Annotated in this window: 25 protein-coding genes; 13 read left to right on the top strand and 12 right to left on the bottom strand. The window is 45.3% G+C overall.

Annotation, left to right across the window (positions count from 1 at the left end):
- Positions 1-33: 33 nt before the first annotated feature.
- On the bottom strand, positions 34-405 hold the full coding sequence (locus BSZ04_RS04700; protein ID WP_010453468.1) for a DUF805 domain-containing protein: 372 nt from the start codon (positions 403-405) through the stop codon (positions 34-36).
- Positions 406-679: 274 nt separating this feature from the next.
- Between BSZ04_RS04700 and BSZ04_RS04695 the strand changes: the two genes are divergently transcribed.
- From BSZ04_RS04695 to BSZ04_RS04685, 3 genes are read left to right on the top strand one after another with little or no spacing between them, the layout of a single operon-like run.
- Entirely contained in the window at positions 680-1,141 is a 462-nt protein-coding gene (locus BSZ04_RS04695; protein WP_038887042.1) for a putative pterin-binding protein, read from the top strand.
- A complete protein-coding gene (locus tag BSZ04_RS04690; protein ID WP_088879689.1) occupies positions 1,141-2,232 on the top strand; it encodes a GGDEF domain-containing protein in 1,092 nt (363 codons plus the stop codon). The genes BSZ04_RS04695 and BSZ04_RS04690 overlap by 1 nt, the downstream gene beginning before the upstream one ends.
- Before the next feature lie 10 nt (positions 2,233-2,242).
- The gene (locus tag BSZ04_RS04685) at positions 2,243-2,647 is read left to right on the top strand and encodes a hypothetical protein (protein ID WP_088879688.1); all 405 of its coding nucleotides are present in this window, start codon (positions 2,243-2,245) and stop codon (positions 2,645-2,647) included.
- Positions 2,648-2,744: 97 nt separating this feature from the next.
- Here BSZ04_RS04685 and BSZ04_RS04680 read toward each other — a convergent pair whose 3' ends face one another.
- A complete protein-coding gene (locus tag BSZ04_RS04680; RefSeq protein ID WP_038887037.1) occupies positions 2,745-3,542 on the bottom strand; it encodes a Cof-type HAD-IIB family hydrolase in 798 nt (265 codons plus the stop codon).
- 195 nt (positions 3,543-3,737) lie between these two features.
- Here BSZ04_RS04680 and BSZ04_RS04675 point away from each other — a divergent pair, with 195 nt between their 5' ends.
- Positions 3,738-5,417, top strand: coding sequence for an RluA family pseudouridine synthase (locus BSZ04_RS04675; RefSeq protein WP_088879687.1), 1,680 nt, complete (start codon positions 3,738-3,740; stop codon positions 5,415-5,417).
- A 71-nt stretch (positions 5,418-5,488) separates the two neighbouring features.
- On the opposite strand, the gene BSZ04_RS04670 is transcribed toward BSZ04_RS04675, so the two are convergent.
- On the bottom strand, positions 5,489-5,971 hold the full coding sequence (locus BSZ04_RS04670; protein ID WP_010453479.1) for an Lrp/AsnC family transcriptional regulator: 483 nt from the start codon (positions 5,969-5,971) through the stop codon (positions 5,489-5,491).
- Between the two features lie 321 nt (positions 5,972-6,292).
- Between BSZ04_RS04670 and BSZ04_RS25005 the strand changes: the two genes are divergently transcribed.
- Positions 6,293-6,460: a hypothetical protein gene (locus BSZ04_RS25005; protein ID WP_010453481.1), complete on the top strand. Its 168-nt coding sequence runs from the start codon at positions 6,293-6,295 to the stop codon at positions 6,458-6,460.
- A 9-nt stretch (positions 6,461-6,469) separates the two neighbouring features.
- Here BSZ04_RS25005 and BSZ04_RS04660 read toward each other — a convergent pair whose 3' ends face one another.
- Positions 6,470-6,718 carry a hypothetical protein gene (locus BSZ04_RS04660; protein ID WP_010453484.1) on the bottom strand — a complete coding sequence of 83 codons (249 nt, stop codon included), beginning with the start codon at positions 6,716-6,718 and terminating at the stop codon, positions 6,470-6,472.
- A 315-nt stretch (positions 6,719-7,033) separates the two neighbouring features.
- Here BSZ04_RS04660 and BSZ04_RS04655 point away from each other — a divergent pair, with 315 nt between their 5' ends.
- The 5 genes from BSZ04_RS04655 (at position 7,034) to BSZ04_RS04635 (ending at position 9,582) form a co-directional block, all read left to right on the top strand.
- On the top strand, positions 7,034-7,639 hold the full coding sequence (locus BSZ04_RS04655; RefSeq protein WP_045394726.1) for a histidine phosphatase family protein: 606 nt from the start codon (positions 7,034-7,036) through the stop codon (positions 7,637-7,639).
- A gap of 7 nt (positions 7,640-7,646) precedes the next feature.
- Entirely contained in the window at positions 7,647-8,180 is a 534-nt protein-coding gene (locus tag BSZ04_RS04650) for a GNAT family N-acetyltransferase (protein WP_088879686.1), read from the top strand.
- A gap of 146 nt (positions 8,181-8,326) precedes the next feature.
- On the top strand, positions 8,327-8,689 hold the full coding sequence (locus BSZ04_RS04645) for a hypothetical protein (protein WP_045394722.1): 363 nt from the start codon (positions 8,327-8,329) through the stop codon (positions 8,687-8,689).
- Entirely contained in the window at positions 8,676-9,125 is a 450-nt protein-coding gene (locus tag BSZ04_RS04640; RefSeq protein ID WP_088879685.1) for a hypothetical protein, read from the top strand. Before BSZ04_RS04645 ends, BSZ04_RS04640 begins: the two co-directional genes overlap by 14 nt.
- Positions 9,094-9,582: a GNAT family N-acetyltransferase gene (locus tag BSZ04_RS04635; protein WP_088879684.1), complete on the top strand. Its 489-nt coding sequence runs from the start codon at positions 9,094-9,096 to the stop codon at positions 9,580-9,582. The genes BSZ04_RS04640 and BSZ04_RS04635 overlap by 32 nt, the downstream gene beginning before the upstream one ends.
- A gap of 18 nt (positions 9,583-9,600) precedes the next feature.
- Here the strand turns inward: BSZ04_RS04635 and BSZ04_RS04630 are convergent, their stop codons facing one another.
- Positions 9,601-9,840, bottom strand: a complete 240-nt coding sequence (locus tag BSZ04_RS04630; protein WP_010453495.1) for an RNA recognition motif domain-containing protein — start codon at positions 9,838-9,840, stop codon at positions 9,601-9,603.
- A 402-nt stretch (positions 9,841-10,242) separates the two neighbouring features.
- Here BSZ04_RS04630 and BSZ04_RS04625 point away from each other — a divergent pair, with 402 nt between their 5' ends.
- A complete protein-coding gene (locus BSZ04_RS04625) occupies positions 10,243-10,773 on the top strand; it encodes a GNAT family N-acetyltransferase (RefSeq protein WP_162531029.1) in 531 nt (176 codons plus the stop codon).
- 108 nt (positions 10,774-10,881) lie between these two features.
- Here BSZ04_RS04625 and BSZ04_RS04620 read toward each other — a convergent pair whose 3' ends face one another.
- The 5 genes from BSZ04_RS04620 to BSZ04_RS04600 form a co-directional block, all read right to left on the bottom strand.
- On the bottom strand, positions 10,882-11,391 hold the full coding sequence (locus tag BSZ04_RS04620; RefSeq protein ID WP_088879682.1) for a MerR family transcriptional regulator: 510 nt from the start codon (positions 11,389-11,391) through the stop codon (positions 10,882-10,884).
- Positions 11,392-11,571: 180 nt separating this feature from the next.
- On the bottom strand, positions 11,572-13,065 hold the full coding sequence (putP, locus tag BSZ04_RS04615) for a sodium/proline symporter PutP (RefSeq protein WP_038887026.1): 1,494 nt from the start codon (positions 13,063-13,065) through the stop codon (positions 11,572-11,574).
- A gap of 137 nt (positions 13,066-13,202) precedes the next feature.
- Positions 13,203-13,910, bottom strand: coding sequence for a 1-pyrroline-5-carboxylate dehydrogenase (locus BSZ04_RS04610; protein ID WP_088879681.1), 708 nt, complete (start codon positions 13,908-13,910; stop codon positions 13,203-13,205).
- A gap of 11 nt (positions 13,911-13,921) precedes the next feature.
- Positions 13,922-17,053 (bottom strand): bifunctional proline dehydrogenase/L-glutamate gamma-semialdehyde dehydrogenase PutA, encoded by a 3,132-nt coding sequence (putA, locus tag BSZ04_RS04605; RefSeq protein ID WP_088879680.1) that lies wholly within the window; start codon positions 17,051-17,053, stop codon positions 13,922-13,924.
- 413 nt (positions 17,054-17,466) lie between these two features.
- On the bottom strand, positions 17,467-18,276 hold the full coding sequence (locus BSZ04_RS04600) for an AraC family transcriptional regulator (protein ID WP_071235806.1): 810 nt from the start codon (positions 18,274-18,276) through the stop codon (positions 17,467-17,469).
- An 834-nt stretch (positions 18,277-19,110) separates the two neighbouring features.
- Between BSZ04_RS04600 and BSZ04_RS04595 the strand changes: the two genes are divergently transcribed.
- Together BSZ04_RS04595 and BSZ04_RS04590 are read left to right on the top strand one after the other, a co-directional pair.
- On the top strand, positions 19,111-19,830 hold the full coding sequence (locus BSZ04_RS04595) for a helix-turn-helix transcriptional regulator (RefSeq protein WP_038887021.1): 720 nt from the start codon (positions 19,111-19,113) through the stop codon (positions 19,828-19,830).
- Between the two features lie 564 nt (positions 19,831-20,394).
- Positions 20,395-21,102: a DUF445 family protein gene (locus tag BSZ04_RS04590; RefSeq protein WP_010453508.1), complete on the top strand. Its 708-nt coding sequence runs from the start codon at positions 20,395-20,397 to the stop codon at positions 21,100-21,102.
- 42 nt (positions 21,103-21,144) lie between these two features.
- On the opposite strand, the gene BSZ04_RS04585 is transcribed toward BSZ04_RS04590, so the two are convergent.
- Both BSZ04_RS04585 and BSZ04_RS04580 read right to left on the bottom strand, forming a co-directional pair.
- Positions 21,145-22,485, bottom strand: a complete 1,341-nt coding sequence (locus BSZ04_RS04585; RefSeq protein ID WP_088879679.1) for an MATE family efflux transporter — start codon at positions 22,483-22,485, stop codon at positions 21,145-21,147.
- 197 nt (positions 22,486-22,682) lie between these two features.
- Entirely contained in the window at positions 22,683-25,457 is a 2,775-nt protein-coding gene (locus BSZ04_RS04580) for a glycoside hydrolase family 3 protein (RefSeq protein WP_088880241.1), read from the bottom strand.
- Between the last annotated feature and the right edge of the window lie 182 nt (positions 25,458-25,639).

The following is a 25,639-nucleotide window of genomic DNA, read 5'->3' as shown; positions in this document are numbered from 1 at the left end:
CCCACTCGATTCAAACCATCACGGTTGTCATTATCACGACTGATATTTAGGGCTCACACCGTATTGGTTCGAGCCCTCTTCACTGTCTTGAATCAAGAAGTACAACAGCACCAAAATACCGATAACTGGCACAAAGGCTATCAGAGCCCACCAACCTGTTCTTCCTGAATCGTGCAAGCGACGCACAGTAACCGCAATCGAAGGAATCATAATAAACAGCGCATAAATCACACCGAAGAAGCCAAAATTGTCCATTTGCATCACGCTGCCAATGACCCGATCGATGATCCCCATAACCAAATTGACCAACACATTCACCAGCGTAAAGTACCAATACTCTTGGCGTCTCGCTCTGCCATTAAAGTTGGTGTAATTGAGGATAACCTTGTAATACCAGTCAAACATATTCCCTCTCTTAATTCACTTAAAGTGTCACGAAAGTTAGACAAACTGAAGCGAACTGCACACAAAACAAGCCAAATAATATTTTCATCCAATAGTTGTAATTTTAACTGTGTTATTAACCTTGACGTATATTTCACCAGCGGTTACTTTTCACTCAAAACATATTATATAAAATCATCAAGTTGGCTCTATTATTAATAAATATATAACCATAGCTTTAGCTAGCGATTAATGCGCTAGCTGAGACTAGGGGAACAACTCAAAAGGGCACAAGATGAGAAAAATAGTAGCACTCACTTTGTTTTTGTTTGCGCCGACACTTTTCGCGAACACAATACAGTTTAGCAGTCCGGAAAAAACCAACCTCGTTATTGCACTCGAAGATATAGAAACACTGCCTATTACCTCCTATGTTACCGAATTACCTTGGTTAGATAGTCCGGCGGTGTTTGAGGGAGTAACTCTCAGTACGCTTCTTCGACAAGCATTCGGAGAGGTCCCAAAGCGTGTCGAATTACGAGCTTTAAATGACTATCATGCCAATATAAATCGTGAAGATATTCTGCGTTACGAACCTATCGTCGCCTATAAAAAAGACAAGAAATACATAAAGATAAGAGATAAAGGACCATTTTGGTTAATTTATCCTATCTCTCGTTTTCCTGAGATCGATGTTAGCCACTACCATTCACAAATGGTATGGCAACTTAATAGTGTGAAAATAGAAGAAAAATAATGAATTCAGATATATCTCCCCCGAAAACGGGACCTTTTTCATTGAGAAGTAAAGTCTTGCTCATCGCGGTTGCCACGACTTTACTACTGGCAAATCTCGCTTTGTTTAAGCAAACTCGGGATCTAGCTCGCTCATACTCCGATCAACAAAACCAAGCTACTTGGTTCCTATTTCATTTATCTAAAGAACTATCAGAACTTGTCAGTGAAGCAAGAAGACTCAACGAAAGCGTCATGAATATTGATGGTGCAGAGTTGCAATATGAGCTTGCTTGGAGCCGTTTTGACTTATTGATAAACAACCGTGAGGCTGACTCCTTTCTCTCTAGACATGAAGTCAGACGCTATTTCTCTGGGTTGTTTACCCGCTTCCAAAAACTAGAACCAACACTTGTTGAAGCAAAAACTGGCAGCAGTATAGCGGCGAACCAATTTTACCGAGGTGCACAAAACCTATATTTAGAAATGATTGACTATGTAACTCAAAATTTTAGGGTTGCTAGCCCCCTCTATCAAAAACAGCAAAATCAAGCTAAACAGCTAATGTTTGCACAATACGTTCTGTTAACGATATTCGTTATGACCGTAGCCCTTCTGGCGTACTTCTATCAAAGTGAATCCAAATACCACAAGAAGATGGCATTAAGTGATAGTTTAACTGCCCTCCCTAACCGCAGTGCGATGTTTTTCGAGCTACGCCGTCTTGAGAGCGCCAAGCTGCCATTTTCATTGCTTCTGCTTGATCTCAATGGCTTCAAAACCATCAACGATACCAAAGGCCATCAAGCGGGCGATATTGCGTTAAAAGAGGTGGCGAATAGATTGAAACTAATGGAGTTACATCAGTTCTCAACGTACCGAATGGGCGGAGACGAGTTCGCTGTCATTATTGAGTCGAATGAGGACTGTGGAATCAAAGATGCAGAACATCGCATTCACGCCGTTTTTGAGCGACCAATAATGGTGTCTAATGAACCGCAAACACTTTCAACCAGCTTAGGTGCAGCAAGCTACCCTAATGACGGCGACAACATTGACTTCCTGATCAATTTAGCGGATAAGCGCATGTACAAAATGAAATTCCAACGATAAACGGATAACCATGATGAAAAACTTCATGCGAGCAGTGCTATTACTGCTAGTGATCGCGATAGGTGTGTTGGCTTGGGTGTTCATCCCATCTCACGAAACTGTAGGTGCACAAACCCTCGAAGAAGCACTCAACGATAATTACACGCTGGTTGGGCACCGGATTCACTCTACTGACCCTGACGCCGGTAACATGTTTGGTTACTTCCTAGTGTACAAGGGTGCAAGTACAGAAGACCTAGAGCCGTTTTTGGTAACTTCTGACCAGTTTATTCGCATGGAACAAACGGGTGAGAACACGCTTGCTCTAACCGTGAATGGCCGCATCTACCGCTACCATAACGACCTGTGGGTAGAAAACCCGAATGGTAAACTGCAACATTGGCTTGTTAGCGCAACGGCTAAGTACGTACGCTAATTTGCCTCTACGTTTAGACTCACTAAGTTTCAAATGAACAAAAGCCCCGCTCATCACATGGCGGGGCTTTTATGTTCACAGGATGAGCAAAATGCGACTAAAGCACTTTCTCTCTGATCACTTTCATCACTCCAGAGTCGCGGTTGCTTGGTGCTGAGAAACGGGCGATTTTCTTCACTGCTTCATGCGCGTTTTCCATTGCATATGAGTGCTCGCTCACTTGTAGCATTTCGAGATCATTTAAGTAGTCGCCAAATGTCATCGTCTCTTCAGGTCCAAAGCCCATAGTCTCTTGAAGGTGCTTGATTGCTGAGCCTTTTGACGCTTCTGCGTTCATCACATCCAACCAAATCTTCGCACTCACCACAACCTGATGCGTGTCATCAAACCTTGCTTTCATGGTTGGATAAACCAACTCTTCTGAGCCACCAAAGTGACAAATTGCGACCTTGATGAACTCATCTTCTACTTCTAACAAGTCAGGCACATATTCACAGCGATGGTAGTACTTCTGGAACTCTTCTAAGGCTTTAGGATCTTTGGTTTCGATGTAAGCCGAACGCTTACCACACAATACTAAGTGGGTGCCTTCTACTGCACGAGCCGCTTTTATAATTTCATCAATTTCCGATTTTGGAATGGTACAGCTGTAGAGCTCTTTGTCTTGGTACATAACCAAGGTGCCATTTTCCGCCACATAAATCATGCGATCTTGGATCGGTGCAAACGTATCGCGCAAACTGTAGTACTGACGACCTGATGCTGCCGAGAACAAAATACCCTTCTCTTCGAGCTGTAAAAACAGGTCAAAAAACTCTGGGTCTAAACGACCATATTGGTCAAGTAAGGTGCCATCCATATCGGTGGCGATGAATTTGATGCTAGCTTGTGACATGACTTCAACTCAAAAATAAGCAGCACAGGTCACTCTGCGAATGAAAACAGGCTGCAAAAAACAATCTTGGTAAGGTACAGGATCTTGAGTGAATCTCAAGCTGAAATGAGCAGGGTGAACTAGGTTCAAGATAGCAATCCACTTTAAAACAGGTACAATCCGTGCTCGATTTTTATTTCATGCGGACTCACAATTATGCACTCGCCTGAACATTGCTTTACTCGTTTTACTGCAGATATTTCTGGTTATGATTTACCGGCGCAGTTTACGTTTCCGTTCTACTACACACCTCACCCATTGTGTGTGTTGGCTGCTGAACAATTGCAGCAACATCTGATGGCACAAACCGACTTCGAACATGATTTTGGTCTTGAGGATGAACAAAGTGGACGTGGCAAAATGTTCGGCGTTTTATTGGTGCGTAGCCCACAGGGTGAGCTTGGCTACTTCAGCGCTTTCTCAGGCAAGATTGCCGATCAAAATTTACTACCTGGTTTTGTTCCACCTGTATTCGACATGCTGACAGAAGAAGGTTTCTTCCGTGGCGAGACAGATGCTATTAACGCGGCGAATGCGCAATACAAAGCCTTTGCTGCTAATCCAGAACTGACACAACTGAAAGCGGAAATCAAAGCTGACCGCGAAGCGTATCAACAAGAAGAAAATACCCAGCGCCAAGTGATGATTGCGGGGCGTGCAGAGCGTAAACAGCAGCGTAAGCAAGGCGAACAAACGCTAAGTCCCGAAGCTCTAAAAGTGCTACTGGATGATTTAGGCAAGCAAAGTGTCGCTGAAAAGAATGTGCTCAAGTACCTCAAACAAGCGTGGGATGAAAAGCTGGCAGTAAAAGAAGCACGCCTTGCTGAGCTAGAGCAAAGATTGGCAGAGCTAAAAGAGCAGCGCAAAGATCTGTCTAATGCTCTGCAGCACAAACTGCATAAGCAATACCGCTTCTTGGATAACCACAGCGCAGAGCGCGATTTGGTGGACATTTTTGCTCCTACTACCAACCCAGTACCACCAGCAGGTGCAGGTGAGTGTGCTGCTCCGAAACTGCTTCAGTTCGCATACAGGCATGGCTACCAACCGCTGGCATTAGCAGAGTTTTGGTGGGGCGTATCGCCAAAATCAGAAGTGCGCCAGCACAAAAAGTTTTACCCATCTTGCAACAGCAAATGTCAGCCAATTTTAGGGCACATGCTGCAAGGCTTGGATGTGGAGCCAAACCCGTTGGCAGAAAACTGGGCAGAAGATAAAGAGTTAGAAATACTGTTCCAAGACGAAGCCATGGTGATCGTCAACAAGCCTTCGGGTCTGCTTTCCGTTCCGGGCAAAACCATCAAGGATTCGGCGTACACACGCCTGCAAGCGATGTTCCCAGATGTCGAAGGGCCGTTCGTTATTCACCGCTTGGATATGGCAACGTCGGGGATTTTGGTGTTTGCTTTAACCAAACGATCAAACAAGAGCCTGCAAAAGCAGTTCATCACACGCGGTGTACAAAAGCGCTACATGGCACTGCTAGAAGGTGTATTGACCGAGTCCGAAGGTGAAATCTCGCTACCGATGCGTGGCGATCCGGATGACCGTCCACGTCAACTAGTATGCTTTGAACACGGTAAGCCTGCTGAAACTTACTGGCAGCTGATTGAAGTGAAAGACGGACGCAGCAAGGTGTACATGTACCCGAAAACAGGACGAACCCACCAGCTACGTGTACACAGCGCGCACCACATGGGGTTGAACATGGCAATGGTTGGCGACGGCTTATATGGCGAAAAAGCCAACCGTCTGCATTTGCACGCAGAGATGTTGGAGTTGGACCATCCATATAGTAAGGAACGCATGTGCTTTAAAGCGGAGTGCGAGTTCTAGCCCAACAGCATCTAGAAGACCATTGTTCCAAGGCGCTGAGTTTCAGCGTCTTTACTCATGGCCCGACAACACTAAAGTGTCCCTAGGAGATCTGGGTTAACACCTCGACCAACTTTATGCTCTTCTATTACGACTTCACTTCGGGTTTGAATAACACCAGGTAGAGTCCCTAACTTACTCGACATAAACTCCTGATAAGCTTTCATACTTTTGACTCGCACTTTTATCATGGTATCGAAATCCCCTGACAGCGAATAACATTCCTCTATTTCTGGCATCAACTCGACCGCCTTCGCAAACTTTTCAAAGATAGAGAAACTGGTTTGGTCTAAACGAATATGAATAAATACTTGGACATCTAGCCCAAGTTTTTCAGCATTAAGCTCTGCATGGTAGCCATTAATATAGCCACCTTTTTCCAACCTTTTGACTCGTTCCGAGCATGGTGACGTCGTGAGATTAACCAGCTTGGCTAACTCCACAACAGGTATCCGCCCCTTAGAATGCAAAATACTTAATATCTGCAAGTCAATCCTATCCAGGTGATAACTCATCAATTACATCCTCGCAACAACTTAGCATCCATACCTTAATCGCTGCCATTTGTTTTGCAAATAGACAAATCAATAACGTGTGAATTCATCATTATTTTAACGTTTGCACAGCACAAAAATTCAGCAAAAAAAACAAAGTAGCTAAATCCACACAACTTTAATTTATAAAATATAGTTATTTTGCTAGGAGTTTATAGTCACAATAATAATGTTAATGAAAAAACTTATTCCTGAACTTTGCAGAGAATAAAATGAGCCAAATAGGAAAGAACTGAGCCAAATTCTAAGGCAATAATGAGGAAAAATAATTAGGAGAAAGCAATGTTAACCCTACAACTTGCGTACAAGCCGTTCGGTCTTGGGGAGTGGACTTATACAACAGTATCACACGAAGTCGCAAAATCATTGGCCGCTGAGTATGCCTCATATGGTTGGCCAGTGATGATTGACGGATTACCGTTCGCTACGCAAAAAGAACTCGTTGCGTAATAAGCTCGATCACATGATCGCTGATGTCTGTCGCGCTGGATGCTGAATAACTTCACCTATAGCGCGATGGTTACAGCATCGACAGTAGTACTGTGGTTCCATCTCATAGTAGTGCTCACCTGTCACAAACTTTGCCATCAACTGAGTAAAGCTTACCACTTTGCCTGTCAGTGTTTCGATTTGATCAGATTCACAACGCTTCATGATCACTTTATGCTGCGTTGCTCTTCTGCAGGCTGAGCAATAAATATCCGGCATTACACCTCTCCCTGTTTTTACTGTACTACTGACAATTGACATATTTTGTTCAAAAAAATTCCACAATAATAAATGCCCTTTGTTTTTTTGTGCTCTTCCTCCAAAAATTTCTGCATATATGCCTGAAAACTGAGACCTAAGTCGGTCTCATTTTGTGGCACCACCTGTGCAAAAATAATACAAACGTATGTAATATGACGCTATCAGTGATTACGCAAATACTTTCATTAGCTGCAAGTATTTCGCCACGATGCCGATAGATGCATAGTAAGCACGTATCGGGTTGAGGAAACTAATACAAAACAAGGAAGTTAGATGATTCATATCACCTTTGTCCGTCATGGGCGTTCACAAGCCGACGACCTGAAAGTACACGAAGGACGATTCGACAGCCCACTGACTGAAGTAGGTATTCAGCAAGCACAAAATAGAGCAAAACAGTTTATTGAAGAAGGGCGCCAGTACGACGCAATCTTGAGCAGCTCAATGCAGCGGGCGCGACACGTCGCCGAGATCTTTTCTGAACAGCTAAATGTCAGCATAACGACTCATGATGAGTTGATGGAGCGTGACAACGGACCATTACAAGGTTTGCCATTTAGTGAATCTAAGCACAAATATCCTATGGCTGATTTCGTCAACCCATATCAACCTTGCGTTGTCTCTGCCAATGAGGGGGAGAGTGGCGTTGAACTATATGCACGCGCGAGCCTTGCCCTACAATCGATAATAAGACGCGGAAGCGGTCGTTACTTGGTGGTGTCTCACGGACGCTTCCTCAGCACGATGTTTAATGTGATTTGTGGCAACCAACCAAGAGCCAACGAAACTGGCGTCCGATTTGCGTTCGATGATTTGGGCTACTTCGACACTACTTACCGACCTGATCTCGATGTGTGGGTCATTCAATCTGTAAGGTGATTCCGTTATGCCAACACAACCAAAACTCTTTACTGAACGACTCATTCTGCGACCTTTCCAGCATGAAGATAGTGAACGCGTCGCGTTGCTCGCCGGAGAAAAAATCATTGCAGAAATGACAGCAAATATCCCACACCCTTATGAACAGCCAATGGCAAAAACATGGATAGATGGGCATGGTCCTATGTTTAATGATCAAAGAGGCGTAGCGTATGCCATCACGCTACGTAGCACCGGAGAACTGCTTGGCGCGGTAAGTTTACCAAGAATTGAGGACGGTTATGGCACTCTAGGTTATTGGGTTGGCGTGCCTTATTGGGGGAAAGGTTATGCATTCGAAGCATCTCAAGCGCTGATTGAGTTTGCTAAATCTTATTTCCAACTCATCGGTATTCGAGTGATGCACTTGGTAGAAAACCAACGCTCAAAATCCGTGATACAAAAATTAAATGTGCCTTATGTAGGAAACAAAACCCTCTCCATGCAAGGAGCAGACCGCGAAGTTTGCGTCTACCAATGCAGATTTGATGCAAATAACTAAACCTGAAAGCGTTCCGCAAACTAAAGAAAGCATTGAGTGTACGGTGGGACTTGCCTCTTAGATTTGTCGTTCAGCGAAACTAAGCGGCTCTCATCGTGACATTATGATGTGCAAAAGATAACTAGATAGAACATGGAGTCATTGGCATGGAAAGCCTCGCAAAATCTCTCAATCAACAAGGGTTCCGCTGTCATGCGCTAGATAGAAAAGTCAAAGTAGAACTCGGTAGCTTTGGGCAATACGTTTACGTGATTAAGGACTACCAAACAGGTCACTATTTGGTTCAGCGCCATTTAACCATCAAAATGGCGACGTTTATCCTTATGCTGAGTACCGGTCTGTATGGCTTAGTGACCAAAGGAAGTGGCATCAGCGCGGTCCTTGCGGCTATCTCAGTTGGTGGGCTAATAAACCTGATTTTAATTGAAGTGAAATCTCAGCCGCTTACACAAGCTCTGCGTAAGCTGTCGAACATAAGCAGCGAGGAAATTCGAAGTGATCATTCATGAGACCTCACAAAACCTGCCAAAGAACAATCCGTTCTTATTCAGCATTTGGTTTCTATCACTCACCTACTTTGCTTATATAGGCGGTTACTTATGGTTAATAGGGGCAGGAATGGCTGTATTTGTCCTATTACTGTTCGTATTACATCTATCTAAGCGTAAGTGGTTTACGCCAAAATCGATCAGCATTGAGTCCGCTTCTAATAGTTTGAAGTACCATCAAGATTCTACTGTGTATTTTCGTATTCCATTGAATGAAATCAGCAAGGTTCAAATTGAGAAAGAACCTTTCAATGGTAACTGCTTGATGCTCTACACCGCTAAAGATTCTTATCAGGTTCCAAATTCCAACAACTTCGATAAACTGCAATTAGCGCAATTAATGAGACAGCTCGAAGAGAAGATTGATGATAGAGATAGTCAAAGCGCAAACGAATGACATTATACAAGTGGCGGGTTTGGTTTCTAAAGTGACACAGCGCCACATACTTGAGCACTTTACCGAAGAAGGAAAACGGCGCTTTCTCGCAAGAATCGGACAAGATGTGACACAAGCAATAACGCATCCAGACTTCTTTGCCTTAGCGGCATTCCGCGACAGTAAAGTGGTTGGTTTTGCCGCTTTAAAAGATGATAACTATCTCACCCACTTGTTCGTAGCAACCGAAGTTCAAGGTCATGGCTTGGGTAAACAACTTCTCGATACGATATTGGGCTCAACCCAAGATAAACCAAGAGGTTATGTGCGTCTTCGCTCAGCACCCAACGCAGTGTCGTTTTATCAAAAGCACGGTTTTGAACGCACCGATGATCTCTGCGAGAAAGAAGGAGTTCGTTATGTGCCAATGCGATTAGCTCTCCCTTCCTCTCTTGAAATACAAAAAAGCCAGCAGTGAGGCTGGCTTTTCTCTATCTTAGTCTTGAGCGACTTTCACACGAATCTTGCTTTTCGCTACGTTGCTCAAGTTCAGCGCTTCCAGAGCAGCAATCGCTTCTGCTTCATCTGGCATGATCACAAAACCGAAGCCTTTTGATAAACCGGTTTCTTGATCAAGAACCAATGTACAAAGCTCTACTTTGCCGTGTGCAGAGAACAGTGCACGCATGTCTTGCTCAGTCGTTTGACGAGCCAAGTTTCTTACTAAAAGTTTCATAGTGAACCTAGTGGTTTGAATAACCATACAATTCTCTCAGGTTCTTCAAAACAAACCAAGTGAATAATATTTTATACCCAAATGACTTCATGATGCAGGATTCAGAGCGTTGTCATTGATTCGAGGTCAAGGAAAACAACGCAGCGTAATAGCCAGCTCTTTCCAAGTTGTTTGACGTAGCTGACACGCTCCCAAAGGGCGAGCTGCCTTGGCTTGTATACTTTGTTGCCGATTCTTGATTTAGACCCAATAGACCTTTAAATCACCGCCGCGTATACAAACCAAGTCATTCTTGCTGAACCTAGCATCTCGAGGTTGTTTGGGTATACGAACAACTAGATCATTCTAAGTACATCTGTTTAAATGATTTTTCGTTCATTTTTCACCCAAAGGAGAGTCGATATGGAAACGAAACGTCTTAAGCTAATCCCTGCTTGTTTAGATCGTGCAGAAGAAGCGCACCAAGCAGTATTGCGTAGCCAGAAGACACTCGAAGTGTATCTTCCTTGGGTGCCACATGTGCTCACACTAGAAGCAATGATTGAGGGGACAGCAAAAGCCATCGCCAACTTTGAGAGTTTTGAAGGGGAGTTACGTTACTTCATCATTGAGAAAGAAAGCGACCGCTTAATTGGTGCGGTAGGCTTAATGATTCGTGATCAAGAAGTGCCATCGTTTGAAATCGGCTACTGGCTGGATGATATCGCTGTTGGTAACGGCTACATTTCCGAAGCGGTGTTAGAACTAGAGCGCTACGCGTTTGAAGATCTTGGGGCGAGGCGCATTGCTATTACCGCAGATTCAACCAACCTAAAAAGCCGCGCCGTCGCAGAGCGTTGTGGTTATGACTTTGAAGGCGAATTGAGACACGACCGCCTCTCTACCTCAGGGGAATTGAGTAACACTGTGGTTTACTCAAAAATCCGTAACTAGGCAGTTTGTTATTAAACTTTTTTATTAAATATAGCGCCACAAAAAATAAGCCTCACAAAGAGGCTTATTTTTATTTAACCGGTTTTTAAGACGCTGTTTAAACGCTAATTATAGAGCGCGAATGCGCCCAATTTCGTCTTGCTCAATACCCAAAGATTCAAGGAACTTTTGGTGTTCAGCAGGCTCCATCTCTTCGAATTTCTGGTGCCATGTCACCATGTCATTTTCAGAAAAACCCGCCGCTTGCATGATTTGTACCCAACGTTCTTTAGTCACAATATTATCCTCTATCAGTTGTGGTTCTTGTAGTAGCACCACGATCGCTTTTTGTTGCGCTCGCAGATTCTGAATCTCGCGTTCGAGTTCATTGAAATGGTCTTTCAAGATCTCCGCTTGAGATTTGCCTTTCTGTGCCAACAAAGTGCGTATGCTGGAAATCGGTAACCCGTAAGAGCGATATGACGAGATGGTTTTTAAACGCTGAATCTCGTTTTCTCCATACCAGCGATAACCGTTTTCTGAGCGATGCGCAGGCGCTAGCAAGCCTTCGCGTTCATAGTAGAGAATCGTAGTACGAGAGAGTCCACACTCTCTGGCCAGTTGGGTTACGGTTAGCATAATGGCTCCTTTTGTCGCTACAGACATAGCATCAGCCCTACACTGATAGACGGGTCAACACGTTTTTCACTATACCTCAGAAATTCTTTCATTGAGGTATTGGTGCGTCATTCAAATTGCTATCGAACAAACACAAAAAAGCCCGCGATAAACGCGGGCTTTGTTTTCACTTGAGAATGATTAGTCTAGCTCAACCAATTTCTTCTCGTATTCTTTGTGTTGCTCAAGTACTTCTTGTGCTGCACCGCCAGTCAACTTACTTACGACAATAATCGCAATCGTTGAGAAGATGATGCCCGGTACGATTTCGTACACATCGAACCAACCACCTGATAGCTGTTTCCAAACCACGATAGTCACACCACCGATTAGGATACCTGCTAGTGCACCGTTACGGTTCATACCGCTCCAGTAAAGGCTAAGTACAACTGCAGGACCAAACGCAGCACCAAAGCCTGCCCATGCGTAAGATACAAGACCTAGAACAGAGCTGTCTGGTGTCATTGCTAGGAATAGCGCGATAAGAGAAATCACGATAACGCCAATACGACCAATCATCACGATTTCTTCAGACGTCGCATCCGGCTTAATCACTTGCTTGTAGAAATCTTCAGCTAAAGCAGATGAAGACACAAGAAGTTGTGAATCCGCAGTACTCATTACCGCCGCTAGGATTGCCGCCAATAGGATACCTGCAATCACTGGGTGGAATACCGTGTTCACCAATAGCATGAAGATTTTTTCGCCATCTTCTAGTTGCGTGCCTGGGTGACCCGTTACCCACACTAGACCAACAAGACCAACTAACATTGCACCCGCCATAGAAAGCGCAGTCCAACCCACAGCGATACGACGCGCTGTTGTTAGGTCTTTGTTTGAACGAGAAGCTTTAAAACGCGCTAGGATGTGTGGCTGACCAAAGTAACCTAGACCCCATGCCACCAACGAGATGATTGCGATAGCCGATAGAGGCTCGCCTTTCACGTCGTTCCATAGCGTTAATAGCTCTGGGTTAATGTTGTGCATGTCCGTCGCTAGTTGACCTAGACCACCGTCCATTACTGCTACAGGCACGATCATTAGTGCTGCCGCCATCAGTAGACCTTGCACCAAGTCTGTCCAAGATACCGCTAGGAAACCACCAAATAGCGTGTACGAAACCACACACACCGTACCAATGATAACGGCAATGCTGTAATCCAAGCCGAATACGGTCTCAAACAATTTACCCCCTGCTACCAAGCCTGAGCTGGTATAGAAAAGGAAGAATAGAAGAATGAAGAACGCAGAGATTGTCTGAATCAGTTTCGACTTATCGTTAAAGCGACGCGACAGGAACTCAGGCAGCGTTAGCGCATCAGTTTGGATGCTGTAAGTACGTAGACGTTTTGCACTGATTAACCAGTTTAGCCATGTACCCACAAGCAGACCACCTGCTAGCCAAAACGCTTCAATACCTGCTGCATACGCATACCCCGGAAGACCAAGTAGCAACCAGCCACTCATGTCTGATGCGCCCGCAGAAAGTGCCGCTGGCCATGGACCAAGGCTACGACCACCTAGGAAGTAGTCAGATGAATTGGAAGTCCTCTTATACGCGTAAACGCCAATGGCAACCATAATTAGTAAATACGCCACAAAAGTGGTCGTGATAGCAAAGCTATTTTCTATCATTTGATAGTCCTCGTTATAATTATTTCCTTCCTTGCCCTCTTTGATATTTTGCCATCGCAGCAATACATCAAAGCAAGAGATACCAACCCAAATGAGCTCTACGACTCTTTGTGATTAGGTTGGCATCACAAGTCAGGTTAGTGGGAGTCGCTTCCCAACTCGAGTAGAGTCGCGTTACCGCCCACCGCTGTAATATTTATCGTTCGTGTACGCTCAGTAATAAAGCGCAACGATAGATGAGGATCATGAGTCAATGTCGGTGACTCTAAATCCGTTTCAGAAACTAAGCCGACGATAGCACCGTCACGCTTAGCCAGTTGCAGGTTAAGCGCATGCTCAACCTGTGAATGCCCAACATAACCCACACTACGTACGTCACTGTCTAACAACGGGGAAGACGCATCGTACGCAACCACTTGGACTAAGTTAGATGGGAAGTTTGCTGACGCTACAGCCTGCTTAACCAATTGGGTAAGCTCTGTATTGTCACTGCAAATCACCACACTGTTGCCTGCAATCAGAGCACAGGTGATCATTGCAAAGGTGCTGTACAAAGCGTTCTCGGTATTTGCTAGGTTGTTTTCACAAACGACCAAAGCCACACCGCGACCTGCTGCGTACAGCTCGTTAGTTTCACCCGTAGGGCCCACTAACTGATGAGTTTCTGCCAACAGAGCAGACGCTTGCTGCAAGTGGTAAGACACCACTTTGCCCGCCACGCTATGCTGCTCTTTAATCGCAGATTTAAATGCCAGCAAATGCTCACATTTGTAATCAAAATCGGTCAGATTCCACTGCTCCCACGCAGAGAATGCATCTTTAAAATACGTGATCTGATGAACCATAATGCGACTCCTTACGCCTTCTCTGCTTGAACAAGATGTTGTTTAGTAAAGCGGTATAGGTAGTGAGGACCACCAGCCTTCGGACCCGTACCTGACAAACCTTGACCGCCAAATGGTTGAACGCCAACCACCGCCCCAACCTGGTCGCGGTTGATGTAGCAGTTACCCACGCGAGCGTGTTTTTCAATCCAACGGTAAGTGGTTTCGTTACGGCTGTGGATGCCCATTGTGAGACCAAAACCGGTTCGGTTGATTTGCTCAACCACGTTTGGCAACTCAGACGCTTTAAAGCGAACAATGTGCAAGATAGGACCGAATTGCTCTTCTTTCAGAACATCAATGCCCGAGATTTCGAACGCACTTGGCGACACAAAATCCCCGTGCTGACAAACTTCATCCAATTGCAATTGAGCAACTTTGGTTTGCGTGCTTGTCATGTTTTCTAGGTGAGCAAGGAGTTTGTTTTTTGCATTGCTGTCGATAACCGGACCCACATCGGTTTTGTGTAGGTAAGGAATACCGACATGCAGTTCATTCATCGCACCTTGGATAAGGTTGATGATGCGATCCGCCACGTCTTCTTGAACGAACAAAACGCGCAGGGCAGAACAACGTTGACCTGCAGAAGCGAAAGCGGAACGAATCACGTCACGCACAACTTGCTCTGGCAGTGCCGTACTATCCACAATCATCGCGTTTTGACCGCCAGTTTCAGCGATAAACGGTACTGGCTTCGCGCTGCGCTCGGCAAGCGTCACGTTGATGCGCTGCGCCGTTGCTGTCGAACCAGTAAATGCCACGCCTGCAATCGCATCGTGAGACGTTAGTGCATGACCAATTTCACCACCACGACCTGGCAATAGCTGAATCACACCAGCCGGGAAACCAGCTTCTAACATCAATTCAATCGCACGCGCCGCAATTAAGCTGGTTTGCTCAGCAGGCTTAGCCACAACTGTGTTACCTGCCACCAATGCCGCTGTGACTTGGCCAAGGAAGATCGCCAGAGGGAAGTTCCATGGGCTGATACAAACGAATACGCCTAACCCTTCGCGGCTAGAAATGCGTTTTACGCCATCAAAGCCTTCTAGCTCAAACGGCTGAAGGTTTTGTGCTTGCTTCGCGTAGTAACGACAGAAGTCGACCGCTTCACGCACTTCATCAATGCTGTCATGAATCGTCTTGCCCGCCTCTTGATGACAAATCGCCACCAGCTCAGCAAGGTTGGCTTCCATTAGGTCAGCCAAAGTTTCTAAACACTGCGCTTTTTGTTCTATCGCGGTGCCTTTCCACTCAGGGAATGCAGCATCAGCCGCTTCGATTGCAGCGGAAACATGATCAAGGCTTGCGAAAGCCACCTGACCTACTTCGATACGGCGATCGTAAGGTGCGGTAATGATTTCAGCAGCACTCTCCTTGATCATGCTTTCGGCATGTTTTTCGCCGTTGATGATCGGACCCGCAGTCCACTTCTGTGTAAGGAAGCTTTCAACCTGCGCTTCAAACGGCTTCGCTTCGCTGTCGATATCAACGTTGACGCCGTATGAGTTTTTACGCTCCGGGAAAATACCTGTTGGCATTGGAATTTGACCGTTGTGTAGCGTCTCAAACGAGGTCAGCACATCAACAGGATGATGCGTCAGCTCTGAAATAGGACAACGCGCATCCACCAAACGGTGCACAAACGAACTGTTTGCGCCGTTTTCTAGTAAGCGACGAACCAAGTAAGGCAGTAGATCCGCATGGCTACCGACTGGCGCGTAAATACGAACTGGCTGACCATAAGTGTCCATCACATGGTTATAAAGCGAATCGCCCATACCATGCAGACGTTGGAATTCGTAATCTTTGTGTTCTGCCATTACAGCAATCGCAGTAACAGTGTGTGCGTTGTGGCTAGCAAACTGCGGGAAGATATTACCGCGCACGCCTTCACTTAGTAGGAAGCGTGCACACGCTAGGTAAGCAACATCCGTCGCTTCTTTGCGCGTGTAAACTGGATAGTTCTCGTAACCTGCTTGTTGTGACCACTTGATTTCGCTGTCCCAGTACGCGCCTTTTACTAGACGAAGCGGGATCAAATCACCCAGCTCTTTCGCTAGACCGTTTAGCCATACCAATACAGGCAATGCACGTTTCGAGTAGGCTTGAACTACCAGACCAAACTTGCCCCAGCCTTTCAAAAGGTCGCTGCGGTACAGTTTTTCAAACAGTTTTAGTGACAGCTCAAGACGGTCCGCTTCTTCTGCGTCAATCGTAATGGCAACATCCACTTCGATAGCGCGCTTAAGCAGTTGCGTTAAGGTGCCGTAAAGCTCTGTCATCACGCGTTCTTCATTCGCCACTTCATAACGTGGGTGAAGTGCAGAAAGCTTGATAGAAACAGAAGGTGCAGGACTTGTATCGCTACCGTACGTTTCACGACCAACGGCTTCAATCGCCATTAGGTAGTCTTTGAAGTACTTGCTTGCGTCTGCCGTAGTCAGCGCCGCTTCACCCAACATATCAAAGGAGTAAGTGAATCCTTTGTCGCGCATTGGGCGACCGTTTTTCTGCGCTTCTTCAATCGTACGACCACGTACAAACTGATGGCCCATGATCTTCATTGCCTGATACATGGCTTTACGAATCACAGGCTCTGAGAATTTGTTCACCAGACGGTTTACAGCCTGACCTGGGCTCTGGGTTTCTTGCTCACCAAGACCAATCACTTTACCCGTTAGCATTAAGCCCCAAGTTGACGCGTTTACGAAGACCGAATCAGAACTCTTTAGGTGAGATTTCCAGTCAGCAACGCTTAGCTTATCTTTAATCAGTGCATCCGCCGTTGCTGAGTCAGGAATACGCATCAATGCTTCTGCAAGACACATCAGCAAGATACCTTCATGAGTATCTAAGCTGTATTCCAGCAGTAGCGCATCAATCATCTGAATTGACTTCTTGTCCGCACGGATGGCTTCGATAAGCTGGGTTGTTTGGGTCGTGATTGCCGATTTTTCTTCCGCTGTCGGCGTTGCTAGTGGCAATAATTGCTCTAGCCATTGAGACTCGTCCACCATGTACAATGGCGAGATCAGTGACCACAACTTATCAAGCGGCTGCTCGATAAATTCCGGTGTTAACACGTTCGTTGCTGTAAACATGCGTTTTCCTCAATCTCTCTCCTCGAAAACCGCTTCGAGGATCATCAATGGCTGGCAGTGTATTTTGAGCCCGAGAAGAATACTTGTCAAAAACTCCGAGCTTTTTGCTAAAAACTCGCTTTTATAACAAAACATCTACATAGTCACACGCAATTACATAATATATTGTGTTGTAAAAATTCATCTTTGCATGTCATTTACAACAAAAAATGACGATTTTTCGAGAATTTTTATTTGAATAAGAAGGATTTAGATTGCCATTTTGCGAGGAATGGACAAAAAAGTGGAAAGTTATCGGGGAAATAAACAAAAAAGTTCAGCTTGGTGACAAAAATACATGCACAAAAAAACCGCGATCCATGCGCGGCTATTTCTCAATAAGCAATTTAATGAATAAAAATAGAAGCATAATATTAATGCTGTTTCTTATACTGGGAAGGTGACAATCCTTGTAAACGAGTAAAAGTATGCGTGAAAGTACTTTGGCTCGAGAAACCTGTAAACTCAGCAATCTGTCCAAGCGTTAAGTTACCTTGCTCAATCAAATCACGCGCCATATCGATGCGTTTACCTAGCACATACTGATGCGGTGTAATGCCCATCTGATCTTTAAACAAGCTGTGGAACTGGCTTTCGCCCAAGAACACACTCCCTGCCAACTGTGCCACACTGATTTTATGACTAAGATGCTGCTCGATATAGCGGTCAATCGCTTCCAAATCAAAGCGAGACTCTTTCCTAGACGTTTCAAATGCCGATATATGACGTTGCATCAGAGCAATCACAGTGTCATTACAAGCACGGCTAAGCAGTAAGTCGTCGGGATGATTGCGCATCTCTTGCACCAGCATCTGAATCAGCTTTTGGATTTGGCCATCCAACTGGAAATAAAGGTGAGATCGCTCTAGGTTATTGATTTTCTGAAGCATCTCTGGTTCGTCACTCGCTGGTTTTGGCATGTTGAGCACCAAAATATCAGACTGATGAATCACGCCACCGAAAGCATGATCAGAAGACGCCGTTACGATGCATCCTTGTCCAGGACCAACCAAGTTACCCTGTCCGCGGACTTCAAATTCTGCTTGTCCTTTCAAGCCGATCACAATCTGGGTGTAAGCATGATCATGACAATCCATATAAGACGGAAGCGTGATCAGCTCTGCTGGCTTAGGCAGCATGATCTCTTTATATAGCGGGGCTTTCGGGTTATCTGAATCACTCATTTCGAACTGTCGTCTTTACACGGTCGGCTTACACCTTGGCATCATATACCTTCTCGGTTGGGTTGCAAATCTTCCCCAATTCAATCGCACAAGATCAAATCAACATGATCAAAGCACTCAACATGATCATAGTTCCGGAACGATGATCATGCGAGCGTAACCTACGGTCATTGCTCAACCAATTTTATTAACAAAAACCGAAAGATAGATAAATATCTATCATTTGGCCGCGCACAGGACGAAGATCCTCATTCCCTATAACTCACACTTCTGACGCTATATAGCCGAAATGACGATAAATTCATGGATAGCACGAATCTGGCAAGGGAAATAATCGCTTAAAAAGAAGATTTTTTCTTTAAAACAGTAGCATAGAGGGATTTCCCCCCTTTCGAATATGCCTCTAATTCAATACATTAGATCTCGAGCTTCGGAGGCATACGACCCGGAGCTCATCGGTATCTTATTGATACCTCTAATTTACTTAGCAGACCCTCGCTATGTAATTTAGAACCTCTTCTACACGTCGACAAGATTTATCTTGTGTTGCCAGCCCGTCTTCAGGCTGGCTTTTTTTTTGTCTCAAGCCAATGAAAACAATGGCATAAGCTGATAGTATGGCCGCACTTAATTCCATCCCAGTGTAATGAAACTCGAGGCTTCACCTCACGAACTCATATTCGCTCATTACACAAATCACGAAAGCATGATCAAGGTTAGTACCTGTAATACCAATCAATGTTATCTGTTGGGATAAGCCTGCTGGATCACATACCAAACGTATGTTGCTTCTTTGTTCAGCAGTATAATAAGCAGTAATAAGTGAGCCATCTTGTGAATATTCCAGTCAATGCCATAGAACAGTCGCTTCTCCGACAGCTACCGGGTTGTTGGGGATGTAAAGATAAAGACTCAGTATTCCGCTATGTAAACCAAGAATACGCGGAGCTTTTGGGGCATACTTCTCCCGACGAGTGCATAGGGAAAACCGATTTTGATATGGTGAGCCCAACGACCGAGTGTGCACTTGAGTTTCAACGTCAAGACCACTACGTAATTGAAAGTGGTGAATCTCTTAAGATTCTCGATATACACCCATACCCCGACGGCCGTTGGCGGGCGCACATTTTTACCAAAACACCTTGGCGCGATGATGACGGTAATATTGTCGGCACCATTTTTTATGGACGAGAGTTGACGGATACCGCAATCATAGAGGTTGGATATTGGGTATGCCGAGCAATCGGCGTACATAATGATGAAAAATCTATTTTCCGCTTCTCTAACCTAAAACCAGAGCCAGAAAAACTGACCAACAGAGAGCAAGAAACACTATTTTTGCTCCTGTATGGAAAGAAGCCTCAGTACATCTCTCAAGTAATGGGCATTTCAACTAAAACAGTAGAAGGCCACGTAGCACGCTTACGCACAAAATTTGAGGCAAACAGTAAAAATGAGTTGATTGATAAGGCAATGGAAGCTGGCTTCGGCTCAATCGTGCCTCAGACTCTCCTGAAAAGGCAACTCTCCGTAGTATTAAACGGAGAACGATAGACATTTAACCACAGCGAGCCATAACGTTTGGCTCGCTACTATTAGCACTTCACCTCTCCTCATCATTCCACTGTCGTTAGAGCTTTCGTGACTTCACACATACAAAATCTTAAATATGAAACAAAATATGGGATCGATATCACAATAGTTGTGGTATTATACCGCCCCGTTGCGTAATCGTAAGCAGTGGACACAACGCAGAGTCATACGCTGGATCGTTTGTAATTTCACTTTTTGAGAAACAGCTATACTCATTAAATGGCTTAGTTATTACATTAATAATAAGGTGATTAGCTTATGTGTAAATGTGGTTCAATGCAGATCGTACAAGTAAAACAAAGTTGGGCTGACAAGCTTTTCGGCTATTCAGAACGATGGAAATGCCAACTTTGTCGTAAGATCTTCCGCATCTAAAACGTTGCGAAACCAACAAACTACTTAAACCCTATATTAATAGGGTAGATAAAAGCAGTGGCCCGACAATGATTGTCGGGTTTTGTTTTTTCTAGTAATCCCCTAAAATCTCCCCTCATAAATCTATTACTTATTCGAAAGTTCCATTTCATGAACAAGAGCTTAATGACAAATATTCTGGCCCTAGCGTTAATGGGGGCTGGCTACCATATTCAAAATGATTACCTTTGGTTCGCGGGGCTGTTTGCATTTTCTGGTGCAATTACAAACTGGTTAGCCATACACATGCTGTTTGAGAAAGTACCTGGATTATATGGTTCAGGCGTAATTCCCGCTCGTTTTGAAGAATTTAAATTCGCCATCAAACAATTAATGATGGAGCAATTTTTTACTGAAAAAAACATCGACCGATTCCTGAATCAGGAAATGTCAGGTGGGGTTAACATCGACTTAGAACCTGTCATTGAGAAAGTAGACTTCGAGCCTGCTTTTGACAAGCTTGTTGGCGTAATCGAAACTTCGTCATTCGGCGGTATGCTTGCAATGTTTGGCGGCTCAGAAGCACTTCAACCTTTAAAACAGCCGTTTGTTGAGAAAATGCAGGAGTCGATGGTTGAGCTCAGTCAGAGTGACACCATCAAACAAGCTTTAAAAGAACAGCTTGAATCACCAGCAATGATGGATGAAATTAAACAGAACATCGAGGGCATCATAGATCAACGCCTAAGTGAACTGACGCCAAAATTGGTAAAAGAAATCGTACAAAAGATGATTCGTGAACACCTAGGCTGGCTTGTTGTTTGGGGCGGTGTTTTTGGTGGTCTAATTGGTATAGCCACCTCAGCTATTAGTGCTTAACCATTAAATGATTAGGGCCCTTACTCAGGGCCCTTTTTGATTTTAGCTGACTCGAAACTTAGTCCACACTTGTGAACGCCAACGCCTTGCCATAATTATCCCACGTACCCACTCATCAAGCGCCATCGCCATCCAAGCACCGAACACGCCGTAGCCCATATGAATACCGAAGACATAGGAAAATAACACCCCCAGTCCCCACATGCTTAAAATACCCATTTGTACCGGGAATTTGATATCACCAGCTCCCTTCAGTGCCGAAATGAAGATCAAATTAAACACGCGTCCCGCTTCCAGCAAGATAGACCCCAGAATCAAAGCACCGGTTAATGCCAAAATTTCTGGCTGATCGGTGAAGACGGTTAAAATTTCATCTCGGAACAGGTAAATCAACGTCGTCGCCGTTGTTGATGCGATAAAACCAACTAAAAAGTAAATTTGAACACGTTTTAGAATACTTGTTATCCAACCTTTACCGATGTAGTAACCAGTCTGAATCTGCGACGCCTGGCCAATGGCTAAGGCAAATGCAAAAGAGAAACGGGCGATATTTTGCGCATAAGTTAATGCCGCAAGTGATGATGTTCCCATCTGCACTACAAAATAAACGATGCAGATTTGCGCCATATTGTAAGACAAAACTTCACCAGCGTTCATGCCACCGATTTTCAAAATCTTCTTGTAAACATCACCCGACACTTGTTTTAGCTTTGACATTGGCACGTCAATGCTACTTCGAGTCAGGATCACACCAAGCATCAATGTACCGATCAGTTGGCTAACAACCGTCGCAACCGCAACCCCTTCGACTCCGTACACAGGTAGGCCAAACGGCTGATAAAGCGCAATGTAGTTACCGATGATGTTGAACACGCCAGAGATGAGGTTCACCACCATTGGTGATCGCGAATAACCGTGGCTCCTCAAAATCGTAGTAAAGACGATACCGATGGTCACGTTAAACGTCATTGCACCACTGATCAGCAAGTATTCTCGAGCGTACTGCTCAACTTGGGCTTCTAAGCCGTAGTATGGCAAGAAGAACACCGCCCCGATCACAGCCAGCACACTCAAGAATACGCCGACAAGCACGGATAAAGCGATACTTGCAACGCCCACATCAACCGAGTCTTTCTCGCGACCTGCACCATTATATTGCGCAATCAGAATCCCCGTACCACTGCTTACAAAGGTGGATACAATAATTAGGAAAAATGTTAATTGTGTGATTACCCCAACGGCGGATACCGCTTTGTCTGAGTAACCACTCAACATAAATACATCGCTGGTTCCTAAAGCCGTCCGTAGCAAAATTTCCACAAGTATTGGCCAAGCTAATGCCACAATGGACATACGCTGGTTGATATTCTGGCTTTTAGGCATGTGTTTTGGACCTTTCCTACAACTAAAACTGCCCCACAGAAAACTGTGAGGCAGCTAACATTATTGATTTATTTTGTGGCGCGGATTGTATATCTTTTGCACAAAATGTCACGTGACTTTTTGAGGAATTTTGAAGAAATTTATCCAGTAAATCACACTATTATTTGTACTTATCAATCCACGCCAATCATTCACCATTACTCTCTGATAATCGTGATTTTTTCCAGCTCTAAACCCGGCTTAACAAAGTTAATATCCAAGGTGTAGAACCCAGGATTCAACTTCACCTTCAAACCTTCGACCGTAATCAGTTCACCGTCCGTGCCATGCATTGGTAACGTCATACTGAAGTCTCCATTGAGGAATAGACTGCAAGAAGATTGAGCCAGAGAATCACGCTCGTACTTCATCATGCCATTGAACTGGTATACACCTTCCTCGTCCACCTTAAGCACAACCGAAGCGTTCACTTTCGTATTCAAGGTAATTTCCTGTTCAACGGAATGCGTTTCTTCACTTGGTTGCTCAGTTTGTGCAATAAAGGTTTTAATTGGCTCGTAAGCTTTCAGCGGTCGTTCCATGACTGGAGCGGCCATGATGAAGCGACAGATATTCATCGCAGAGCGTTGCAACTCCCCAATAGTCAGCGTGCCGTTTTCTAGCGCTTGTAGCGTGTCATCGCCCATCGCATTGCTCTCTGCACCATCGTTCTCGACCACCATGTAAAGATCGTTTTGTGCACGCACCATGAATGAAGTAAAGGTTTTACTCTCTTCTCCCGCTTCGATTGGGTCATTCATCTTCGCCCACCAATCCGTCATCACAATACCGGTGTAGCCCCACTCATTACGCAGAATAGTGGTGTTTAAGTCGTAGTTGGATGCCGCCCAATGTCCATTCACTGGGTTATAAGACGTCATGATGGTGGTCGCATTACCTTGCTTCACTGCCATCTCAAACGGCTTGATGTGGATTTCACGCAGTGCACGCTCAGACATGATGCTGTCCACATCCACACGAGCGGTTTCCTGATCGTTCGCCGCATAGTGTTTGATGGTGCCCGACACACCCGCTTTGCTTAAACCACGAGTCTGCGCTGCCGCCATTACGCCCGTCATAAACGGATCTTCAGAGAAGTACTCGAAGTTACGTCCATTCAAAGGGTGTCGGTGAATATTGATGCCAGGGCCAAGCAAGGTATCGATATGGTTGGCACGCAACTCTTCACCAATTAGGAAGAACAGCTCTTCGTTTAGGGCGGAGTTCCAAGTACAACCAAGCAAAGTGCCAATTGGTACCTGCGTTGCCTTATGTCCACTGTCCATGCGAATACCTGACGGGCCATCTGCTGCCGCTGCCGTTGGAATACCAAGTTCAAACAGGCTGTCCGACACACCACCAAACGCGGCTGCCGTTCCCGGCGTCACTTTCGGGCTGCACATACCTTCACCACGAACGATAGTGGCAAGTTGTTCCGGTGACATCTGCGCGACAAAGTCCTCTAGACTCGCTTTGCCTTGTTTCACGTCCATCAACTTGATGCCTTGGTTGCCGGTCAGTTCGAACGTGCGAGGCATATTAGCTTGGATACGCTCAGCTAAAGAAACGCTGCGTTGTGGCGTCATTTCATGGCTCAACGCATACGTACCATTGTCGCTCTTTTGTGCAGGCTTCATGCGTTCAAATTCATGAATTGGCGCGCAAGCTTCACTCAATACTTCAACGACTAATGTGTCATCCAATTGGTACGTCGCCGCAACTGGCTTAGCGTGACGTACACTTTCACCGATACAGAACTGGTAGCAACCCGCTTCCAGCACATAACAGCTGCGATGTCCGGTCACGCCGCTGTCATCGTAAGAAGCGAGCGAAGCAACAGGTACTGAGATACGAACCAACTCACTCGCGCCCGGCTTAAGTGTTTGTGTTTTAGCAAAGCCCGCCAACACGCGAGCAGGTTTACCTAGCTTGCCTTGGGGCGCTTCAACATAAAGCTGTACCACTTCTTTGGCGGCAAATTCAGAGCCAACGTTGCTCACTTCAACATCAAAGTGCAGCACAGCATCTGCACCTTGACCTTCAGTTGTGAACTCGACCAAATCACGGCTGAAATCGGTGTACGATAGGCCAGCGCCAAACTCAAACTGCACCACTTCAGGATTGAAGGTTTCAAAGTAACGGTAGCCCACGTAGATATCTTCAACGTAGATGTTGCGGTCTTTACGCCCGAAGTTCGCCGATGATGGGTAGTCGGCAAGATCGTAAGCAATCGAGTCGGTCAAACGTCCGCTTGGTGATTGATCGCCAGAAACTATATCCGCCAAACCATGACCGCCTTCCATACCCGCAGCCCAGCTGTAGAGCACACCTTTGATGGATTGATTGCCTTCGATGGTGTTTAGCCACGCCATATCCATGATGTTGGTGACGTTCATCACTACGATCACGTCGTTGAAGTGGCGATTGACCTTAGCGATCATGTCCGCTTCTTCTGCAGTTAAACGGTAGCTGCCCGGCTCGTCGGCGTTGTCTTGGTCTTCACCAGCGGTACGACCAATAAACACCATGGCTTTGTTGGAACTCGATGCCGCTTTGGCAACAAGTTCATCAGTCAGTGGCATTTCCTGTTGGAACCAAGGTTCCGCCGCCCAACCACCGCCACCATCGTCAAATGGGTGCTCAGCAATCCAATCTTGATAGACCGCAACCAACTCTTCATTCAAACGAACCTTTGCATTAGCGCGCAAACCGTCTAGCGCACTGATCGCATAAGGCACATTCACTGCCCCGCCCGAACCTGTGCCGCTGCGGTGCGTATCAATTTGGCAGCGACCAAACAGAGAAAGAGTATCTTGCGCGGTCAGAGGTAAAACTGCGTCATTGTTTCTGAGAAGTACAATCCCTTCTGCTGCCGCTTGTCGGCTTACAGGGACGAGGTTCTTTTGCGCTTGGCTAATTTGTTTATTGTTCATACACAACCCACAACCGTTCATTTTTATTTCGTATTTCAGCGCGCTGAATGACAAAGGATCACTAAAGTCGCGCAAGTCGTTATTGGCATCGTGCTTTTCACCAGCTAAACAGGCATTGAAGGCAAGTTAAAAAAACGTCGCCAGCCCAGCAAAAACGGGCAAAAAACGTCGATGAGAATTCG

Source organism: Vibrio rotiferianus, assembly GCF_002214395.1.
GTDB classification, from domain to species: Bacteria; Pseudomonadota; Gammaproteobacteria; order Enterobacterales; family Vibrionaceae; genus Vibrio; species Vibrio rotiferianus.
This window is presented reverse-complemented; position numbering and strand designations above follow the sequence as displayed.

Bases quoted from the DNA above. Each gene is read 5' to 3' on its own strand.
- BSZ04_RS04700 (WP_010453468.1), bottom strand. From the start codon at position 405: ATGTTTGACTGGTATTACAAGGTTATCCTCAATTACACCAACTTTAAT.
- BSZ04_RS04695 (WP_038887042.1), top strand. From the start codon at position 680: ATGAGAAAAATAGTAGCACTCACTTTGTTTTTGTTTGCGCCGACACTT.
- BSZ04_RS04690 (WP_088879689.1), top strand. From the start codon at position 1,141: ATGAATTCAGATATATCTCCCCCGAAAACGGGACCTTTTTCATTGAGA.
- BSZ04_RS04685 (WP_088879688.1), top strand. From the start codon at position 2,243: ATGATGAAAAACTTCATGCGAGCAGTGCTATTACTGCTAGTGATCGCG.
- BSZ04_RS04680 (WP_038887037.1), bottom strand. From the start codon at position 3,542: ATGTCACAAGCTAGCATCAAATTCATCGCCACCGATATGGATGGCACC.
- BSZ04_RS04675 (WP_088879687.1), top strand. From the start codon at position 3,738: ATGCACTCGCCTGAACATTGCTTTACTCGTTTTACTGCAGATATTTCT.
- BSZ04_RS04670 (WP_010453479.1), bottom strand. From the start codon at position 5,971: ATGAGTTATCACCTGGATAGGATTGACTTGCAGATATTAAGTATTTTG.
- BSZ04_RS25005 (WP_010453481.1), top strand. From the start codon at position 6,293: ATGTTAACCCTACAACTTGCGTACAAGCCGTTCGGTCTTGGGGAGTGG.
- BSZ04_RS04660 (WP_010453484.1), bottom strand. From the start codon at position 6,718: ATGCCGGATATTTATTGCTCAGCCTGCAGAAGAGCAACGCAGCATAAA.
- BSZ04_RS04655 (WP_045394726.1), top strand. From the start codon at position 7,034: ATGATTCATATCACCTTTGTCCGTCATGGGCGTTCACAAGCCGACGAC.
- BSZ04_RS04650 (WP_088879686.1), top strand. From the start codon at position 7,647: ATGCCAACACAACCAAAACTCTTTACTGAACGACTCATTCTGCGACCT.
- BSZ04_RS04645 (WP_045394722.1), top strand. From the start codon at position 8,327: ATGGAAAGCCTCGCAAAATCTCTCAATCAACAAGGGTTCCGCTGTCAT.
- BSZ04_RS04635 (WP_088879684.1), top strand. From the start codon at position 9,094: ATGATAGAGATAGTCAAAGCGCAAACGAATGACATTATACAAGTGGCG.
- BSZ04_RS04630 (WP_010453495.1), bottom strand. From the start codon at position 9,840: ATGAAACTTTTAGTAAGAAACTTGGCTCGTCAAACGACTGAGCAAGAC.
- BSZ04_RS04625 (WP_162531029.1), top strand. From the start codon at position 10,243: ATGGAAACGAAACGTCTTAAGCTAATCCCTGCTTGTTTAGATCGTGCA.
- BSZ04_RS04620 (WP_088879682.1), bottom strand. From the start codon at position 11,391: ATGCTAACCGTAACCCAACTGGCCAGAGAGTGTGGACTCTCTCGTACT.
- putP (WP_038887026.1), bottom strand. From the start codon at position 13,065: ATGATAGAAAATAGCTTTGCTATCACGACCACTTTTGTGGCGTATTTA.
- BSZ04_RS04610 (WP_088879681.1), bottom strand. From the start codon at position 13,910: ATGGTTCATCAGATCACGTATTTTAAAGATGCATTCTCTGCGTGGGAG.
- putA (WP_088879680.1), bottom strand. From the start codon at position 17,053: ATGTTTACAGCAACGAACGTGTTAACACCGGAATTTATCGAGCAGCCG.
- BSZ04_RS04600 (WP_071235806.1), bottom strand. From the start codon at position 18,276: ATGAGTGATTCAGATAACCCGAAAGCCCCGCTATATAAAGAGATCATG.
- BSZ04_RS04590 (WP_010453508.1), top strand. From the start codon at position 20,395: ATGAACAAGAGCTTAATGACAAATATTCTGGCCCTAGCGTTAATGGGG.
- BSZ04_RS04585 (WP_088879679.1), bottom strand. From the start codon at position 22,485: ATGCCTAAAAGCCAGAATATCAACCAGCGTATGTCCATTGTGGCATTA.
- BSZ04_RS04580 (WP_088880241.1), bottom strand. From the start codon at position 25,457: ATGAACAATAAACAAATTAGCCAAGCGCAAAAGAACCTCGTCCCTGTA.